General features: G+C 66.2%; 14 protein-coding genes. 11 read left to right on the plus strand and 3 right to left on the minus strand.

Annotation, left to right across the window (positions count from 1 at the left end; genetic code table 11):
• Positions 1-25 precede the first annotated feature (25 nt).
• The 4 genes from guaB to guaA all read left to right on the plus strand — a co-directional run bounded on the left by guaB (position 26) and on the right by guaA (position 6,307).
• Positions 26-1,549 carry an IMP dehydrogenase gene (gene guaB / locus R4P47_RS03060; RefSeq protein WP_188078559.1) on the plus strand — a complete coding sequence of 508 codons (1,524 nt, stop codon included), beginning with the start codon at positions 26-28 and terminating at the stop codon, positions 1,547-1,549.
• 57 nt (positions 1,550-1,606) lie between these two features.
• Complete coding sequence (locus R4P47_RS03065) at positions 1,607-2,746, plus strand: GuaB3 family IMP dehydrogenase-related protein (RefSeq protein ID WP_037188243.1); 1,140 nt, start codon at positions 1,607-1,609, stop codon at positions 2,744-2,746.
• Between the two features lie 186 nt (positions 2,747-2,932).
• Positions 2,933-4,687: an FAD-dependent oxidoreductase gene (locus tag R4P47_RS03070; RefSeq protein WP_068051264.1), complete on the plus strand. Its 1,755-nt coding sequence runs from the start codon at positions 2,933-2,935 to the stop codon at positions 4,685-4,687.
• Positions 4,688-4,717: 30 nt separating this feature from the next.
• Positions 4,718-6,307, plus strand: a complete 1,590-nt coding sequence (guaA, locus tag R4P47_RS03075) for a glutamine-hydrolyzing GMP synthase (RefSeq protein ID WP_032397497.1) — start codon at positions 4,718-4,720, stop codon at positions 6,305-6,307.
• Between the two features lie 5 nt (positions 6,308-6,312).
• On the opposite strand, the gene R4P47_RS03080 is transcribed toward guaA, so the two are convergent.
• Positions 6,313-6,573: a hypothetical protein gene (locus tag R4P47_RS03080; protein WP_317547365.1), complete on the minus strand. Its 261-nt coding sequence runs from the start codon at positions 6,571-6,573 to the stop codon at positions 6,313-6,315.
• Complete coding sequence (locus R4P47_RS03085) at positions 6,570-7,946, minus strand: PspC domain-containing protein (protein ID WP_317784054.1); 1,377 nt, start codon at positions 7,944-7,946, stop codon at positions 6,570-6,572. Before R4P47_RS03085 ends, R4P47_RS03080 begins: the two co-directional genes overlap by 4 nt.
• 111 nt (positions 7,947-8,057) lie before the next feature.
• Between R4P47_RS03085 and R4P47_RS03090 the strand changes: the two genes are divergently transcribed.
• From R4P47_RS03090 to R4P47_RS03100, 3 genes are read left to right on the plus strand one after another with little or no spacing between them, the layout of a single operon-like run.
• On the plus strand, positions 8,058-9,446 hold the full coding sequence (locus tag R4P47_RS03090; RefSeq protein WP_411567285.1) for a sensor histidine kinase: 1,389 nt from the start codon (positions 8,058-8,060) through the stop codon (positions 9,444-9,446).
• On the plus strand, positions 9,443-10,090 hold the full coding sequence (locus tag R4P47_RS03095; protein ID WP_068051262.1) for a response regulator: 648 nt from the start codon (positions 9,443-9,445) through the stop codon (positions 10,088-10,090). Before R4P47_RS03090 ends, R4P47_RS03095 begins: the two co-directional genes overlap by 4 nt.
• Before the next feature lie 52 nt (positions 10,091-10,142).
• Positions 10,143-11,150, plus strand: a complete 1,008-nt coding sequence (locus R4P47_RS03100) for a MerR family transcriptional regulator (RefSeq protein WP_317784056.1) — start codon at positions 10,143-10,145, stop codon at positions 11,148-11,150.
• A gap of 135 nt (positions 11,151-11,285) precedes the next feature.
• Here the strand turns inward: R4P47_RS03100 and R4P47_RS03105 are convergent, their stop codons facing one another.
• Positions 11,286-12,515 carry a serine/threonine-protein kinase gene (locus R4P47_RS03105; protein WP_411567286.1) on the minus strand — a complete coding sequence of 410 codons (1,230 nt, stop codon included), beginning with the start codon at positions 12,513-12,515 and terminating at the stop codon, positions 11,286-11,288.
• Positions 12,516-12,714: 199 nt separating this feature from the next.
• On the opposite strand from R4P47_RS03105, the gene R4P47_RS03110 reads away from it, so the two are divergent.
• Genes R4P47_RS03110 through R4P47_RS03125 form a run of 4 tightly spaced genes read left to right on the plus strand, consistent with a single transcriptional unit; the run spans position 12,715 to position 16,420 of the window.
• Positions 12,715-13,527, plus strand: a complete 813-nt coding sequence (locus R4P47_RS03110; protein WP_176460342.1) for a hypothetical protein — start codon at positions 12,715-12,717, stop codon at positions 13,525-13,527.
• Positions 13,524-15,113, plus strand: coding sequence for a DNA polymerase Y family protein (locus R4P47_RS03115; protein ID WP_317532259.1), 1,590 nt, complete (start codon positions 13,524-13,526; stop codon positions 15,111-15,113). Before R4P47_RS03110 ends, R4P47_RS03115 begins: the two co-directional genes overlap by 4 nt.
• A 22-nt stretch (positions 15,114-15,135) precedes the next feature.
• Positions 15,136-15,900: an alpha/beta fold hydrolase gene (locus R4P47_RS03120; protein WP_411567287.1), complete on the plus strand. Its 765-nt coding sequence runs from the start codon at positions 15,136-15,138 to the stop codon at positions 15,898-15,900.
• 10 nt (positions 15,901-15,910) lie between these two features.
• Positions 15,911-16,420, plus strand: a complete 510-nt coding sequence (locus tag R4P47_RS03125) for a hypothetical protein (RefSeq protein WP_317784058.1) — start codon at positions 15,911-15,913, stop codon at positions 16,418-16,420.
• The last annotated feature ends 8 nt before the right edge of the window (positions 16,421-16,428 follow it).

The raw sequence follows: 16,428 nt of genomic DNA on the forward strand, positions 1-16,428 counted from the left end.
AGGCTCTAGGGAGGGCCAGATTCGCATGAGTAGTCCCGGAGCCCACGTCCGCACAGGCGGCGACGATCCCAACAAGGTCGCGATGCTCGGCCTCACGTTCGACGACGTCCTGCTGCTGCCGGCCGCTTCGGATCTGATTCCCAGCTCGGTCGATACGTCCAGCCAGATCACCCGCGAGATCCGCTTGCGAGTGCCGTTGGTCAGCTCGGCCATGGACACCGTCACCGAGGCCCGGATGGCCATCGCCATGGCCCGGGCGGGCGGTATGGGTGTGCTGCACCGCAACCTGTCACTGCAGGATCAGGCATCTCAGGTCGAGACGGTCAAGCGTTCGGAGGCCGGGATGGTCACCGACCCCGTCACCTGCAAGCCCACCGACTCGTTGGCCGAGGTCGACGCCATGTGTGCGCGGTTCCGTATCTCCGGTCTTCCCGTCACCGACGAGACCGGCGCACTGGTCGGCATCATCACCAACCGCGACATGCGATTCGAGGTCGATCAGAATCGCCGCGTCGCCGACGTGATGACCAAGGCCCCGTTGATCACCGCACAGGAGGGCGTGACTGCGGAAGCGGCGCTCGGCCTGCTGCGCCGTCACAAGATCGAGAAGCTGCCGATCGTGGACGGCAAAGGTGCGTTGACCGGCCTGATCACCGTGAAGGACTTCGTCAAGACCGAGCAGCACCCCGACGCCACCAAGGACCGTGACGGTCGACTGCTGGTCGGTGCCGCTGTGGGCGTCGGGCAGGATGCCTGGGCTCGGTCGATGGCGCTGACCGACGCCGGGGTGGACGTCATCATCGTCGACACCGCACACGGCCACAATTCGCAGGTGCTCGAGATGGTCAGCAAGCTCAAGGCGGAGGTGGGCGACCGCGTTCAGGTCGTCGGCGGCAACGTTGCCACCCGCGCGGGCGCACTTGCTCTCGTCGAGGCAGGCGCGGATGCGGTCAAGGTGGGTGTCGGACCGGGATCGATCTGCACCACCCGTGTGGTCGCAGGTGTCGGCGCTCCGCAGATCACTGCCATCCTCGAAGCCGTGGCCGCGTGCAAGCCGCACGGTGTGCCGGTCATCGCCGACGGCGGTATGCAGTTCTCCGGTGACATCGCCAAGGCTCTCGCTGCCGGTGCCTCGACCGCCATGCTCGGATCGTTGCTGGCCGGAACCGCCGAGTCTCCGGGCGAGCTGATCCTGGTGGGCGGCAAGCAGTTCAAGAGCTACCGCGGAATGGGTTCGCTCGGCGCGATGCAGGGACGCGGGGGAGCGAAGTCGTTCTCCAAGGACCGCTACTTCCAGGACGACGTGTTGGCCGAGGACAAATTGGTGCCCGAGGGCATCGAAGGTCGCGTCCCGTACCGCGGACCGTTGAACCAGGTCATCCACCAGCTCACCGGTGGTCTGCGCGCTGCGATGGGGTACACCGGGTCCACCTCGATCGAGGACCTGCAGAAGGCTCAGTTCGTACAGATCACGGCGGCCGGGCTCAAGGAGAGCCACCCCCACGACATCACGATGACCGCAGAGGCCCCGAACTACACCACCCGATAGTCGCTTCGGCCTTTCCTGGGCCGATTCGATTCGCTCCCGAAGTAGAAAGGTGCGCGCGTGCGCGACCTCGTTGAAATCGGCATGGGCAGAGAAGCCCGCCGCACCTACCAGCTGGACGACATCGACATCGTGCCGTCCCGTCGTACCCGGTCGTCGAAGGAGGTGTCGACGGCATGGCAGCTCGACGCGTACCGCTTCGACATTCCCCTGCTCGCGCACCCGACCGATGCTCTGGTCTCGCCCGAGTTCGCGATCGAGCTGGGTCGACAGGGTGGGCTGGGGGTCATCAACGGTGAAGGGCTGTGGGCGCGCCACTCGGACGTGCAGGCCAAGATCGATCAGCTGATCCACATCGCCGAGACCGATCTCGATCCCGACGCGCCGATCGCCTTCCTGCAGGAACTGCACGCCGCGCCGCTTCGGCCGGATCTGCTGGCCGCAGCGGTCGGTCAGGTCCGTGACTCCGGGGTGACCGTCGCCGTTCGGGTGAGCCCGCAGAACGCTCGCTCGCTCACCCCTGCCCTCGTGGCATCGGGCCTGGATCTGCTGGTCATCCAGGGCACGATCATCTCCGCCGAGCACGTGGCACACGGCGAGGACGAGCCGCTCAACCTCAAGACCTTCATCGCGGAACTCGACGTTCCCGTCATCGCCGGCGGCGTGAGCGATCACCGCACCGCACTGCACCTGATGCGTACCGGTGCGGCAGGCGTCATCGTCGGTTACGGCTCGGTCGAAGGTGGCACGACCACCGGTGAGGTGCTCGGAATCGGCGTTCCGATGGCCACCGCCATCGCCGATGCGGCCGCGGCGCGTCGGGACTACCTGGACGAAACCGGCGGGCGCTACGTGCACGTCATCGCCGACGGCGACATCACCACCTCCGGTGCACTCGCCAAGGCCATCGCCTGCGGGGCCGATGCTGCAGTTCTCGGTGCTCCGCTGGCCGTCGCTGCCGAGGCTCCCGGCGGAGGTTGGTACTGGCCGTCCGCCGCGGCGCACCCGTCCATGCCGCGCGGTGCGCTGCTGCCGATGTCGGCGGGGGACCGTCCGAGCCTGGATCAGGTGCTCAACGGACCGTCGCGTGAGTCGTACGGCTCGATCAACCTCGTCGGCGGACTGCGTCGGTCGATGGCGAAGTCCGGATACTCCGATCTCAAGGAATTCCAGAAGGTGGGCCTGAACGTCAGGGCTTGACGACGTCTGTTCCAGCAGGGCGCGTACTCCTCTCACACGGGGGTGCGCGCCCTTTCTGCTGCATGGCGTCCACGTAAGTCGACCCTGGGTTGGTGATACCTCTCGTAACAGCTAGAATCGCTTGTGGCGGTAGTCACATGGGGGTGTGCATACTGTTCGACAGCATCGGATGTAGCGGAGGTCACCATGGGTTCAGCTGTTCGCGCCACGGATTACGACGTCTTGATCGTCGGTTCGGGCTTCGGCGGAAGTGTCACCGCGCTGCGCCTGGTGGAGAAGGGATACCGCGTCGGCATCCTGGAAGCCGGGCAGCGCTTCGAGGACAAGGACTTCGCAAAGAACAGCTGGGACCTCAAGCGTTTCCTGTGGGCTCCGAAGCTCGGCCTCTACGGCATCCAGCGCGTGCACCTGCTGCGCGACTGCCTCATCCTCGCCGGCGCCGGAGTCGGCGGCGGCTCGCTGAACTACGCGAACACCCTCTACAAGCCTCAGGCGCCGTTCTTCGAGGACAAGCAGTGGGCGCACATCACCGACTGGAGCAGTGAACTCTCCCCGTTCTACGACCAGGCCACCCGCATGCTCGGCGTCGTGCGCAACCCGCACATGACCCCCGCCGACGAGGTGATGAAGTCGGTTGCCGAGGACATGGGCGTTGCCGACACCTTCATTCAGACCCCGGTGGGCGTGTTCTTCGGAGACGAGCCCGGCAAGACCGTCCCGGACCCGTACTTCGGCGGCGCAGGTCCCGAACGCACCGGATGTATCGAGTGCGGCGAGTGCATGACCGGTTGCCGCCACGGAGCCAAGAACACCCTGCTCAAGAACTACCTCGGCCTGGCCGAGCGCGCAGGAGCCGAGATCGTGCCGATGACGACCGTCACCGGTCTCGTTCCGCGATCCGACGGCACCTGGGACGTCGACACCGAACGCACCGGCGCTCGGCTGCGCAAGGGGCGCAAGACCTACAGCGCAGCCAATGTCGTTCTCGCCGCAGGCACCTGGGGCACGCAGAACCTACTGCACAAGATGAAGGACACAGGTGCGCTGCCCCGTCTGTCGGACACGCTCGGAGAGCTGACGCGTACCAACTCCGAGTCGATCGTCGGAGCGGCCAAGCTGGCGGTCGATCCGAACATGGACCTCACCCGCGGAGTCGCGATCACGTCCTCGTTCCATCCCAGCCCCAACACCCACATCGAACCGTGCCGCTACGGCAAGGGCTCGAACGCTATGGGCATGCTGCAGACGCTGATGACCGACGGCGGCGGAAAAATCCCACGGTGGCTCAAGTTCGTGTTCGCGCTGATCGCGCATCCGATCCAGTTCGTCCGCGTCGTCAACGTCCGGCACTGGAGCGAGCGCACCATCATCGCGCTGGTGATGCAGAACCTCGACAACTCGATCACCACGTTCACCAAGCGCGGGCCGTTCGGCCGCAAGATCTCGAGCAAACAGGGTCACGGTGAGCCCAACCCGACCTGGATCCCCGAGGGCAACGACGCCACCCGCCGCATCGCCAAGAAGATCGGCGGCGTCGCAGGGGGTACCTGGGGTGAACTGTTCAACATCCCACTCACGGCCCACTTCCTCGGCGGCTGCGCCATCGCCACGGACTCCGAGCACGGCGTCATCGATCCGTACCATCGCGTCCACGGCTACCCGACGCTCAGTGTGGTCGACGGGGCCGCCGTATCGGCCAACCTCGGAGTGAACCCGTCGCTGACCATCAGCGCGCAGGCCGAGCGTTCCGCGGCACTGTGGCCGAACAAGGGCGAGCTGGATCTCCGTCCGGCACAGGGGCTGCCGTACCAGCGTCTCGATCCGATCGCCCCGAACTCTCCGGTCGTCCCGGTGGATGCTCCGGGCGGTCTGCGACTGCCGATCGTGGAGATTCGGTCGGGTTCCTCGGCGATGCCCGTCGAGCATTCGGGTGTTGCATGAGTGCTGGAACAGTCCCACTAGACTGACCCGGTGACCGACTCCTCTGCACACGATCCCGCACACGCACGCCCGGTTCTCGTCGTCGATTTCGGCGCCCAGTACGCGCAGTTGATTGCCCGCCGTGTGCGCGAGGCCAACGTGTACTCCGAGGTGATCTCGCATACCGCGACGGCCGAGGAGATCGCGGCGAAGGATCCTGTCGCGCTTGTGCTTTCCGGTGGACCCTCCAGCGTCTACGCCGAGGGTGCGCCCGAGCTCGACTCCGCTCTCCTCGACCTCGGCATCCCCGTGTTCGGCATCTGCTACGGATTCCAGGCCATGGCCCAGGCCCTCGGCGGAACCGTCGAACACACCGGAACGCGGGAGTACGGACGCACTCAACTCAGCGTGGACGGCGGTCGTCTGCACGACGGTCTGCCCGCAACGCAGCCGGTCTGGATGAGTCACGGTGACGCGGTCACCGCGGCCCCGGAAGGCTTCACCGTCACGGCCACCAGCGCAGGCGCGCCGGTGGCTGCCTTCGAGAACGAGGGCAAGCGCATGGCGGGCGTGCAGTATCACCCCGAGGTTCTGCACTCCCCGCACGGGCAGCAGGTGCTCAGCCGATTCCTGCACGAAACAGCGGGCATCGCCCCGGATTGGACTGCGGCCAATATCGCCGACGCTCTGGTCGACGCAGTGCAGGAGCAGGTGGGCCCCACGGGCAAGGCCATCTGTGGCCTCTCGGGCGGCGTCGACTCCGCGGTGGCGGCGGCACTGGTGCAGCGGGCCATCGGTGACCGTTTGACCTGTGTCTTCGTCGACCACGGACTGCTGCGCGCCGGCGAGCGTGAGCAGGTGCAGCAGGACTTCGTGGCCGCGACCGGAGCCAAGCTCGTCACGGTCGATGCGGTCGACACCTTCCTCGGCGCGCTCGAGGGCGTCTCCGACCCGGAGGAGAAGCGCAAGATCATCGGCCGCGAGTTCATCCGGAGCTTCGAAGGTGCCGTGGCCGAGGTACTGGGCGAGAACGCCGAGCACGGCGACGCCGTCGAGTTCCTGGTGCAGGGCACGTTGTACCCGGATGTCGTCGAGTCCGGGGGCGGGTCCGGTACCGCGAACATCAAGAGTCACCACAACGTCGGCGGGCTGCCGGACGATCTGCAGTTCGCCCTGGTCGAGCCGCTGCGTGCATTGTTCAAGGACGAGGTGCGTGCGGTCGGACGCGAACTGGGATTGCCCGAGGACATCGTCGGCAGGCAACCGTTCCCCGGACCCGGACTGGCGATCCGCATCGTCGGTGAGATCACCCGCGACCGTCTGAACACGCTGCGTCACGCCGATTCGATTGTCCGAGAAGAACTTACGGTCGCCGGCTTGGATCAGCAGATCTGGCAGTGCCCGGTGGTGCTGTTGGCCGACGTGCGTAGCGTGGGAGTGCAGGGCGACGGCCGTACCTATGGACACCCGATCGTGTTGCGTCCGGTGTCGAGCGAGGACGCGATGACGGCGGATTGGACCCGCCTGCCGTACGACGTGCTGGAAACGATCTCGACTCGGGTGACCAACGAGGTTCCGGAGGTCAACCGAGTCGTTCTCGACGTCACCAGCAAGCCGCCGGGCACCATCGAGTGGGAGTGACGGCGTCAGTTCTTTCTGCTGGGGCCCAGTAGAAGCGCGAAGCCCACGACCACCGCGGCGACGACGAACACCCAGCGGAACTGGACGTCGCCCAGTGCCGCGATCGCATCTCGGCCGATGAGTGCTGCGACCGAGACGACCATGGCAGCGAGGCCGGCGAGGAGCAACAGTGCCGAGGGGCCGCGTCGGCTGGAGGTGTGATCCTCGGTGTCGGAATCGGCGCTGCCGTGGTCGAGTCCGATGCGGTCGGTCTTGTTCTTCTTCACGGGTTCTCCACCTTCAGTTCGCCGAGTGCCAGATCGCCCACGATCGTCAGAACCGGAGTATCGGTGGTGCCAGGACCGAAGCGTGTCTCGGTGGGGCACTGACCGATCGCCGCCTCGCACTCCACGATCACGTTCATCGAAGCGGGCACGGTGACCGACGCGCTGCCCAGCGCCACATCGATCTCGACGATGTGGTCTTCGGCGAGTTCGAGGCCGGTGAGGTCGAGGTTCAGCTCGCCGGCCCCGACGTCGTAGGAGGGGTCGAGCTCGGCGGCGGTGAGTGGGGCGATCGTCTGATTCCCTGGCACTCTGTTGTTCAGGTCCACCGGACCGACCGCCGACGCCAGAACGACGAAGCCGGCCAATGGTGCTGCGACCACCAGCAGTCCGTAGCCCTTGCGTAGGAACGCGCCCAATACGAGTCCCACGGAGATGACTGCCAGAGCGACGGCACCGACACGGCCCGGTGATGCCCAGTCTCCTCCGGTAGCCGAACCGACTGCTGCGGTGACTGCGGCAGCGAGCAGAGCCAGGCCGAGAAAGCTTGCCGTCCAACGTGATCGGCGCTTGCGTTCGATCGCCGCAGGCGGAAAGGTGCCAGCCGGTTCGGGAAGATCCCAGGCGAACGGGGCCACACCGAGCGGATCCCACGACGGGGGAGTCACGGTCGGCATGTCGGTGGGCAGGTCGGCCGGCTTCTCGGCGGATGCGGTCGACTTGCTCAGGTTCACGGTGTGCGCGTCGGCGTCGATGCCGGTGTGCTCGATGGGCTTCGGCGTCGGAACGTAGCTTTTCGGCAGGGTCGTGTACGGGGTGTAGCGCTCGTGCTGGAACTGTGGCGGACGATACTGCGCGGCCGTCCACTGCTCGGCCGATGTGCTGGTCGAGCCGAAAGGCATCGGAGCGTAGCGATTACGGGAGAACTCCGCCGTCCGCATGTACGGCGGCGGCTCCGGGCACCGTTGGTGCAGCAGCCACAGTCCACCGAGCATCGCCACCAGTGAGATCAGCCCCGAACCGCCGAGTCCGACACCTACCGGGCCGATGGTCGACACCGCGATGACCAAGGCCACTGCCACGACCACCATCTTGGTCGTCGAATCGGAGCTGTTCCCACGCCCGACCAGCGACTCCGCACCCGACGCCGTATCACCGGCGCGGTTGAGCACCAGCCACCCCGCCAGATACAGCACGATGCCGGTACCGCCGAACAAGGTGGAGACGACGAACGCGATCCGAATCAGAACGGGGTCGACGTCGTAGCGGTAGCCGATACCGGCCGCAACACCCGCTACATGCCCGCGTTGCGGCAAGCGGTGCGGACGGGTGCGCCACATCTGCTGAAGTTGATCCGAGACGGTCACGTTGCTCATGCCAATCATCGTGGCGGTGCCGGTCGAGAAACACATCAGGGATACCCCTGATCTTCGTCCCCGAGATCGGGTCCAGCTCGACGAACCCGCGAAACATCAGGGCGAACCCTGATGCGACGACCACCGCATCCGTGCCAGGATCGAGGCGTGCACCCTGTCGACAATCCACCCGTTGACGCCGCCCGCAACACACCTTCCGAAGCCGGCGACGTGCCGGGCACCCATGCCGTTCCTCTTTTTCCTGCCGCTCCAGCCCGCACCGCTCCTGCCCCCTATCAACGACGCGGCGGCGGCCGCATCGTCGGCGGCGTCGCAGGCGGTCTCGCCGACCACCTCGGCGTCGACGTGTTCAAGGTCCGGGTCGCATTCGCACTGCTCGCCGCGTCGGCCGGTGCCGGAATTGCCGCCTACGGACTGATCTGGATGTTCACGCCCGCGGGCGAGGACACTGCGCACCCGAGTGCCGCCGAACGTCAGCGTGCGCTCGGGTTGGCTGCCATCGGTCTCGGCCTCGCCGTCGGGCTCGCCTGGCTACTCAGCGGCACCGCTGCTTCGGTCATCGTGCCGGTCATAGTCGTGGTGATCGGTGCTGCCCTGGTGTGGCGCGAGTTCGACTCCGAGGGCCCGCGAACGGCTCTGGGGCTCCCCAAGCATCCGACCGTGTTGAGTTGGGCGAGGGTCGTCGGCGGAACGACGTTGATCGTGCTCGGTCTGGCCGTGGTGGTGCTCGCCCGCGTCGATCTGGCGGCGCTGCGCTCGTCCTTGCTGGCGGTGGTGGTCACTCTCGTCGGCGTCGGCCTGTTGACGGTTCCCATCTGGTTGCGCACCTGGCGTGCGCTCGGTGCCGAGCGGGCTGCGCGCATCCGCAACGACGAACGCGAGGAAATAGCGTCGCACCTGCATGATTCGGTGCTGCAGACACTGGCCCTGATCCAGAAGCAGTCCGATCATCCACAGGAGGTGATGCGGTTGGCGCGCGGCCAGGAGCGTGAACTACGCAAGTGGCTGTTCGACGGCGGCGACACCGACAACTCGAACTTGTCCGATGCGCTCGAGACCATCTCCGGTGAGGTCGAGGATCAGCACGGTGTCACCGTCAGACCGATCACGGTCGGTGACGTGCAACTACTGCCCGACGACGTCGAATCCGGCCTGTCCAGGGAAAGTTTCACTGCTCTGCTGGGTGCAACCCGAGAAGCACTGGTCAACGCGGCCAAGCACTCCGGTGAGACCAATATCGACCTGTACGCCGAAACCGAACCGGACCAGGTCAGTGTTTTCGTTCGCGACCGCGGCACCGGATTCGACGAGTCCGCGGTACCCGAGGATCGCCAGGGCCTGGCGAAGTCCATTCGGGGACGCATCGAGCGCCGCGGCGGCACGGTGCAGGTACGGTCGACCGTCGGCAAGGGAACCGAAGTGCGAATCTTCATGCCCCGCAACGGTGCCTCCGTGACTACCGAATCATCCGAATCCACTCAGCAGGAGCAGCCGACGTGACCGAACCTTTCCGCGTTTTCCTGGTCGACGACCATGCGGTGTTCCGTTCCGGTGTGCGAGCCGAACTCGGCCGCGAGGCGGACATCGAGGTCGTCGGGGAAGCGGGAGGCGTCGCCGAGGCGGTCTCGGGAATCGAATCGACCAAGCCGGACGTGGTGTTGCTCGACGTGCACATGCCCGACGGCGGCGGCGTGGCCGTGTTGAACCGCATCTCCGAGGGGCCGGTGTGTCTCGCTCTGAGTGTGTCCGACGCCGCCGAGGACGTCATCGCCGTCATCCGTGCCGGGGCGAGGGGATACGTCACCAAGACGATCTCCGGCTCGGAGCTCGCCGACGGTGTTCGACGCGTCGCCGGGGGAGATGCCGTGTTCAGCCCCCGCCTGGCCGGGTTCGTCCTCGACTCGTTCACCGGTCGCAGCGCCGCTCCGGAGCCCCCGCTGGATCCGGAACTGGATTCGTTGACGCCCCGTGAACTGGAGGTGCTGCGGTTGTTGGCGCGCGGGTACACCTATCGTGAGATCGCCGAGGATCTGTTCATCTCGGTCAAGACCGTCGAGACGCACGCCTCGAACGTTCTCCGAAAGACTCAGCAGTCCAACAGGAATGCGCTCACCAGATGGGCGCACAAGCGTCGAATCGACTAGGTGACCGGATCTCGCTTGACCTTCGACCTACCCGAAGCCTCAGGATTTCCCCATGACTGATTCGGACCAAGAATTCCTGACCATCGGTGTGTTCGCTCGCGCGAGCGGGCTGACCCCCAGTGCCCTTCGCTTCTACGACGACTGTGGGTTGCTCGTGCCGGCATCCATCGACGCCAAGTCCGGCTATCGCTACTACACCCGAGCACAAGCGAAGCGAGCGAACATCATCCGCCAACTCCGCGAGATCGGGATGCCGCTCGACACCGTGGCCTCCGCCCTCGACGGCGACGGAGCTGCAGCGGTGGAGATGGTGGATCGGCACGTCGAGGAGCTTGCCGCGCACGCCCGGGCAGCAGCCGAGGCTGCGGTCTCCATTCGCCGGTTGTTCGACGAAAAGTACTGCACAGCAACGGTATCTGCCGCCGAGTTCGCGTCGGCGGTGCAACAGGTCGCGTCGGCGGCCGGAACGAGCGAGGAGTTTCCGGTGCTGCGAGGCGTGTTGGTCGAGGTGGACGGTGGCACTGTCACGCTCACCGCGACGGATCGGTATCGACTCTCCACTCGAAGCCTCGTCGCGCAGAGCTCACCCGGTGCATCCTGGTCGCGTATCGCAGCGGTCGGCTCCCTCGGGTCTCTACCCGCGTCGGGGAACTGTGCGTTGACGGCAACCGAAGACGCGATGGTGCTCGAGTCCGAAGGCGTCCAGCACACCGTGGATCTGGTCGACGGCGACTTCCCCGACTGGCGGACGATCGTCGACGGTCTGGCTCCAACTGCGACGCGGGTTGTGGTGCAACGAGATTTCGTTCCCCTCGACAGCGGCACGCTGCGGATCGACGCAGGCCCGGACGGCCTGACGGTCGAGGGTGTTGTCGTCCCCGCACGGGTCACCGGTTCCGAGACGACGGTGTTCTTCGATGCGGCCGTCCTGCAGGCTGCCGTCGCATCGGCCGTCGGACCGGACCTGATGCTCGATATCGCCGCGCCGGATCAGCCGATGCTGGTGCGGTCGGCAGTCGACGGCGCTCTGACGACACTGGTGATGCCGGTTCTCGGCTGATCGATGGGCGTCGTGCCCTAAAGTTCTGGGCTACATCGACTTTCGATGGCGGGTACTTGCCGATCCCCATCGTCGACGCATGGTTGCGGGTGCTGTCGGGGCGGGGAAATCCGATGCGGAGATCGGTGCCGAGGGTCAGATCACAAGCATGATCACCAGAACGAGAACGATCACGACGGCGAGCACGAGTGCTGCGAGGATTGCGGTCGACGGAATCGACGTTCGATCGCCGATGACGTCCTCGATGCGCATCAGGACGTCGTCGATCGGGTTCTTCTTCTTTTTCGGCAGGTCGAACGGTGGTGGCGAATACGTGGACGGGACCGGATTTGCTTGGCTCTCACCGGGTTGCACGGCCGGTAGGCCCGCGATGGTTCTTCCGAACTCCCGCGACGGACGGCGAGATTCGGAGACCGGTGTCGAGCGCCTGGCCCATGCCGGGACCACACCGTCCGCAGATGTCAGCGGCACCCCGCGCAGTTGAGCTATGGTGCCGCGCTTGCTGATCGCGGCGACGATGATCTCGTCACGCGCCTGCGCCATGGTGGGGCGTCGGGCAGGATCGGGCTCGAGCATGTGCAGCAACGGTCCCGTGAGATCGCCGCTGCGGGTGGGAGCAATGATCTGCCCCTTGGCAACTCGGTGCAGCAGTGCGATCGAATCGTGATCGATGTCGAACGGCGGTTTGCCTTCCATGGCCGTGTACAGCGTTGCGCCGAGGGAGAACACGTCGCTGGACGCGGTGGGGTCCTGTCCGCGCGCGACCTCGGGGGCGAAATAAGCAGGGGTACCGGTGATCACGCTGTCGTCGGCTTCTTCGACGTCTCCCTTGGCGCGGGAGATGCCGAAGTCGCTGATCTTGACGATGCCCAGATCCTTGCCGCGATCGGCGATCAGAATGTTGCCCGGTTTGATGTCGCGGTGCACGATTCCGGCCTCGTGCGCCTCGGTCAGTGCATCGGCGATCTGTGCGCCGATCTGAGCGACCTCGAACGGTGGTAGCGAATCGGTGGTGCCGAGGGCCTGCGCGAGACTGCGCGAGGACAGGTATTCCATGACCAACCACGGCTCACCGTCGACGAGAGCGACGTCGTGCATCGCGATGGCGTGCGGGCTGGAGAGTCGGGCAGCGATGCGTCCCTCGCGCATGGCCCGGTTGCGTACTTCCTCGGCCTGCTGAGGGGTCAGTCGAGTGGTGGACGTGACCTGCTTGACGGCCACCTGACGGTGCAGAAGTGTGTCGGTGGCGAGCCATACCGCGCCCATGCCTCCACCGCCGAGTTTGCCGGCCAGGCGGTATCTGCCTGCCAGGAGGTAGTCGGGCCCGACGCCCCGTCGAACACGCTGCTGATCCGTCACGTCCACAGGTTAGTTGACGATGGCGGGACGTGCCTGCAGCCACGGAACGGAGGCATCTACCAGGGGCTTCGGCATCACCTTGACGAGTTGCCGTCCGAGCGGCTTTACTGAGTGCAGATCGAAATTGTGTTCGAATGCGCCACTTCCCGCGTCCGTCGAACACCGAAGTTTCGGCTCGACTTTCTACGCCGCGAAGGGGAGTGACATGACTGTATCGGGAGCTTCTGTCACGCCGGATGCGCTCGACGGGTTGTCGCTGCCGGAGCGCGTGGCGTTGCTGCGTAGCCGGATGGCTGCCGTGCCTTCTCGGGGCGAAACGGCGTCGGTGCGCATCGAGAATTCGGACCCTGTCGAGCCCGTGATTCAGGAACCGTCGACGCAGCGTCCAACCCGTCAGCGGCCCGTTCTACCGGTGCCCTCCGCGCTGATCGAGGTACTACCGCACGGCGGCCTGGTGCGTGGAACGGTGGCCTCGGTATCCGGTGCCGGCTCGCTCCTGATCGGGTTGGTGGCTGCGGTGACCGGTGCCGGTGGGCATGTCGCCGTCATCGGGCAGCCCCGTTTCGGGATTCTGGCCGCGGTGGAGATGGGTGCACAGCTGAGCAAGCTGGCCTTGATTCCCGATCCCGGTCCCGATCCGGTGGAAGTGGCGGCAATTCTGCTCGACGGTGTCGACCTCGTCGTGCTCGGTCTCGGTGGTCTGTCGGTATCGCCCACTCGGGCCAGGGCCGTGGTGGCCAGAGCGCGTAGCAAGGGCTCGACGCTGCTGGTGACCGATGGGCACTGGGACGGGGCAGAGTTACGACTGGACGCATCGGTCCACGGATACGACGGCCTCGGCACGGGCCGGGAGCTGGGTCGCGGCCGACTGCGCGGCGTCCGTTTGTCGGTGTGCGCTCGCGGCAAGGCGATGCGGCCCCGCACCGTTCGACTCGACCTGCGTTCGGAGAACGGCCGCATCGAGTGGCATGCCGAGGGGCGCGAACAGAATCCGTTGTCGATCGCGGTCTCGACATGAGCATCGACCGCTCCAGCCGTGTTCATGCCAACCGTGTTCTGGCTCTGTGGTGCCCCGATTGGCCTGCCGTTGCAGCAGCTGCCCAGGCCGATCTCCCTGCGACGCATCCGGTGGTCGTCACCTCGGCCAATCGGGTCGTCGCGTGCTCGGCGACGGCACGGGCATCGGGCATCAAGCGCGGCCTACGCCGTCGGGAAGCGCAGGCGCGGTGCCCGGAAGTGCATGTCGCTCTGGCCGATACCGATCGTGATGCGCGACTGTTCGAGCCCGTGGTCTCGGCGATCGCCGCCATCGCACCGGGAGTCGAAGTGCTACGACCGGGCCTGCTGGTTCTTTCTGCCCGCGGCGTCGGACGGTATTTCGGTACCGAGCATCGGGCCGCGGAACGGCTGATCGACGAAGCGTCGGCTGCCGGAGTGGAATGTCAGATCGGTATCGCCGACGAGCTGTCCACCGCGGTCGTCGCCGCGCGGTATGCGCAGGTGGTGCCGCGCGGCGGGGGTGCAGGCTTCCTTGCGCCGTTGCCGGTGGCGGAACTCTCGGCGGAACCGAGCATGTCTGCTGCCGATCGCGGCGAGCTGGTGGATCTGTTGCGGCGCTTGGGTCTACGAACCATCGGCGACTTCGCTGCACTGTCTCCGGGGGATGTGGCGTCCCGGTTCGGTACCGACGCGGTGTTGGCGCATCGCAGTGCACGAGGCGAGCCCGAGCGTCCGCCGTCGGCCAGGGCTCTTCCACCCGACCTGGATGTGGAGTACCTGTGCGACCCACCGATCGATCGGGTCGACGCCGCTGCCTTCGCCGGGCGCGGCCTGGCCGAGCAGCTGCACACCAAGCTTGCCGCCGCTGCCGTTGCGTGTACTCGGCTGCTGGTGCATGCCAGTACCGGTAACGGTGAGAACCTGTCGCGGATCTGGCGCTGCGCGGAGCCGTTGACGCCGGAAGGAACAGCCGATCGTGTGCGGTGGCAACTGGACGGCTGGATCACCGGGCGCAGCGAGAACAAGCCGACGTCCGCGATCACCGTGCTGCGGCTCGAACCGATCGAAGTGGTGGCCGCAGGTGAGCTGCAACTGGGGTTGTGGGGCAGTGTCGGCGACGAGGACGAGAGGGCGCGTCGGGCGTTGGTGCGCGTGCAGGGTCTGCTCGGTGGCGAATCGGTTCTCGGTGGTGTGCTCAGTGGGGGTCGTGGGCCGGCCGAGCGGATCACGTTGCGTCCGCTCGGCGACGAATTGGTGCCGATATCCGACCCGTCGGCTCCTTGGCCGGGACGGCTACCCGAGCCTGCTCCGGCGGCAGTGATCGAGACACGTCCGACAGTGACGTTGATGAATCGAGCGGGAACCGGAATCGGCGTCACCGATCGTGGTGTGTTCGATGCGCCCCCGTCGCGGTTGCGCTGGGGCACCAAGGAATGGGAGTTGACGGGTTTGGCGGGACCGTGGCCGGTGGACGAGCGATGGTGGGACAGTGGCCACGCGGCGACGGGTCCGACGGCGCGAGCCCAGGTGGTGCTCGACGACGAGAGGGCCCTGCTGCTGGTGTTCGACGAGGGTCGGTGGCGGGTGGAAGGAATCTACGAATAGCGGCACCGCTACCGTCGAGGGAATGCAGATGATGTCGGAGACGGTCGACCTCGATGGCGTCGATATCGCGTATCGGTCGTTCACCCCGCTGGGGCATGCGAACTCGGAATCGGCACCGGTGATGCTGGTGCACGGCATGGGCGGTGACAGCACAACCTGGGATCGGTTCACCCGGGCACTCACCGCGCTGGGCCGCCGGGTGATCACCGTCGATCTGCGCGGACACGGCAAGAGTGCGCACACGTCCACGTACGAGTTCGATTCCTTCGGGGCAGACCTGCTGGCCCTGATCGACCACCTCGGGCTGAACGAAGTCGATCTCGTCGGCCATTCCCTCGGTGGATACGCGGTCTCGCTCGTCGCGCAACGTCGCCCGGAGCTCGTTCGGCGTCTGGTACTCGAAGAGCTCCCGATACCGATCAGGCCGGGGGACGCTCCGCCGACGCTGACCGGCAAGATGCCGTCGATCACCGAGCTCTGGCACGCAGCGAGCAGCGTCGTTCTGCATCCCCGCGCGGTACTCGCCTTCGATCGCTCGATGACCGCCACTGCTCTCGAGCAGTTCCGTCGGCCGAATCCGCAGTGGTGGGAGTCATTGGCCGACATCGCTGCTCCGACGTTGGTGCTTCGCGGCGGTCCCGGCGGCATGGTCGATCCGGAACGACTGGACGCGATGGTCTCCGAGATCTCGACCTGCCGCGTCGATGCGTTTCGCACCGGACACAGCATTCATCGCGACGGCTACTCGGCGTTCGAGGCCACCGTCCTCCCGTTCCTGACGCATTAGGGTCTCGGACATGACTCTCGGTTCGCTCGATCGCAGGATGCTGGGCTGGTCGGCACTGTTCGTCGTATCCCAGGCCAACATCGCCCGACTGCTCGGCCCAGCAGCTCCGAAAGTGCTTGCCGTGCAGACGGCGTGGTCCGCCGAGCGTTATCGGCAGATCCTGGCGAGCATGGACGAGACCGAGATTGCCCGGTTCCGCAGCCACTATCTGCCCGATTTCGTCCATCCGGCGATCTACGCCGTTGCATTGCGTGCCGGCGCGAGGAGCCTGGCGGACAAGACGCCGCTGAGCCCTGCAGCGACGACGGCATTGGCCGTCGCACCCGTGGCCTCTGCCGCCGGCGACTACATCGAGAACATCGTCGGGCTGATTCTGGTGGACAACCGCGAACAGATCACCGACACCGTCGTTCGCGCCACCACCGTGGTCAGCACCGTCAAATGGGTGCTGGCCATCGGCACTCTGACATACCTGAGTCAGGGATTCCTGCGTGTCTGGGGAAAGGCACTGCTGCGCTGACCCCGCCG

This window comes from Rhodococcus sp. IEGM 1370 (genome assembly GCF_033142325.1).
GTDB lineage: Bacteria > Actinomycetota > Actinomycetes > Mycobacteriales > Mycobacteriaceae > Rhodococcoides.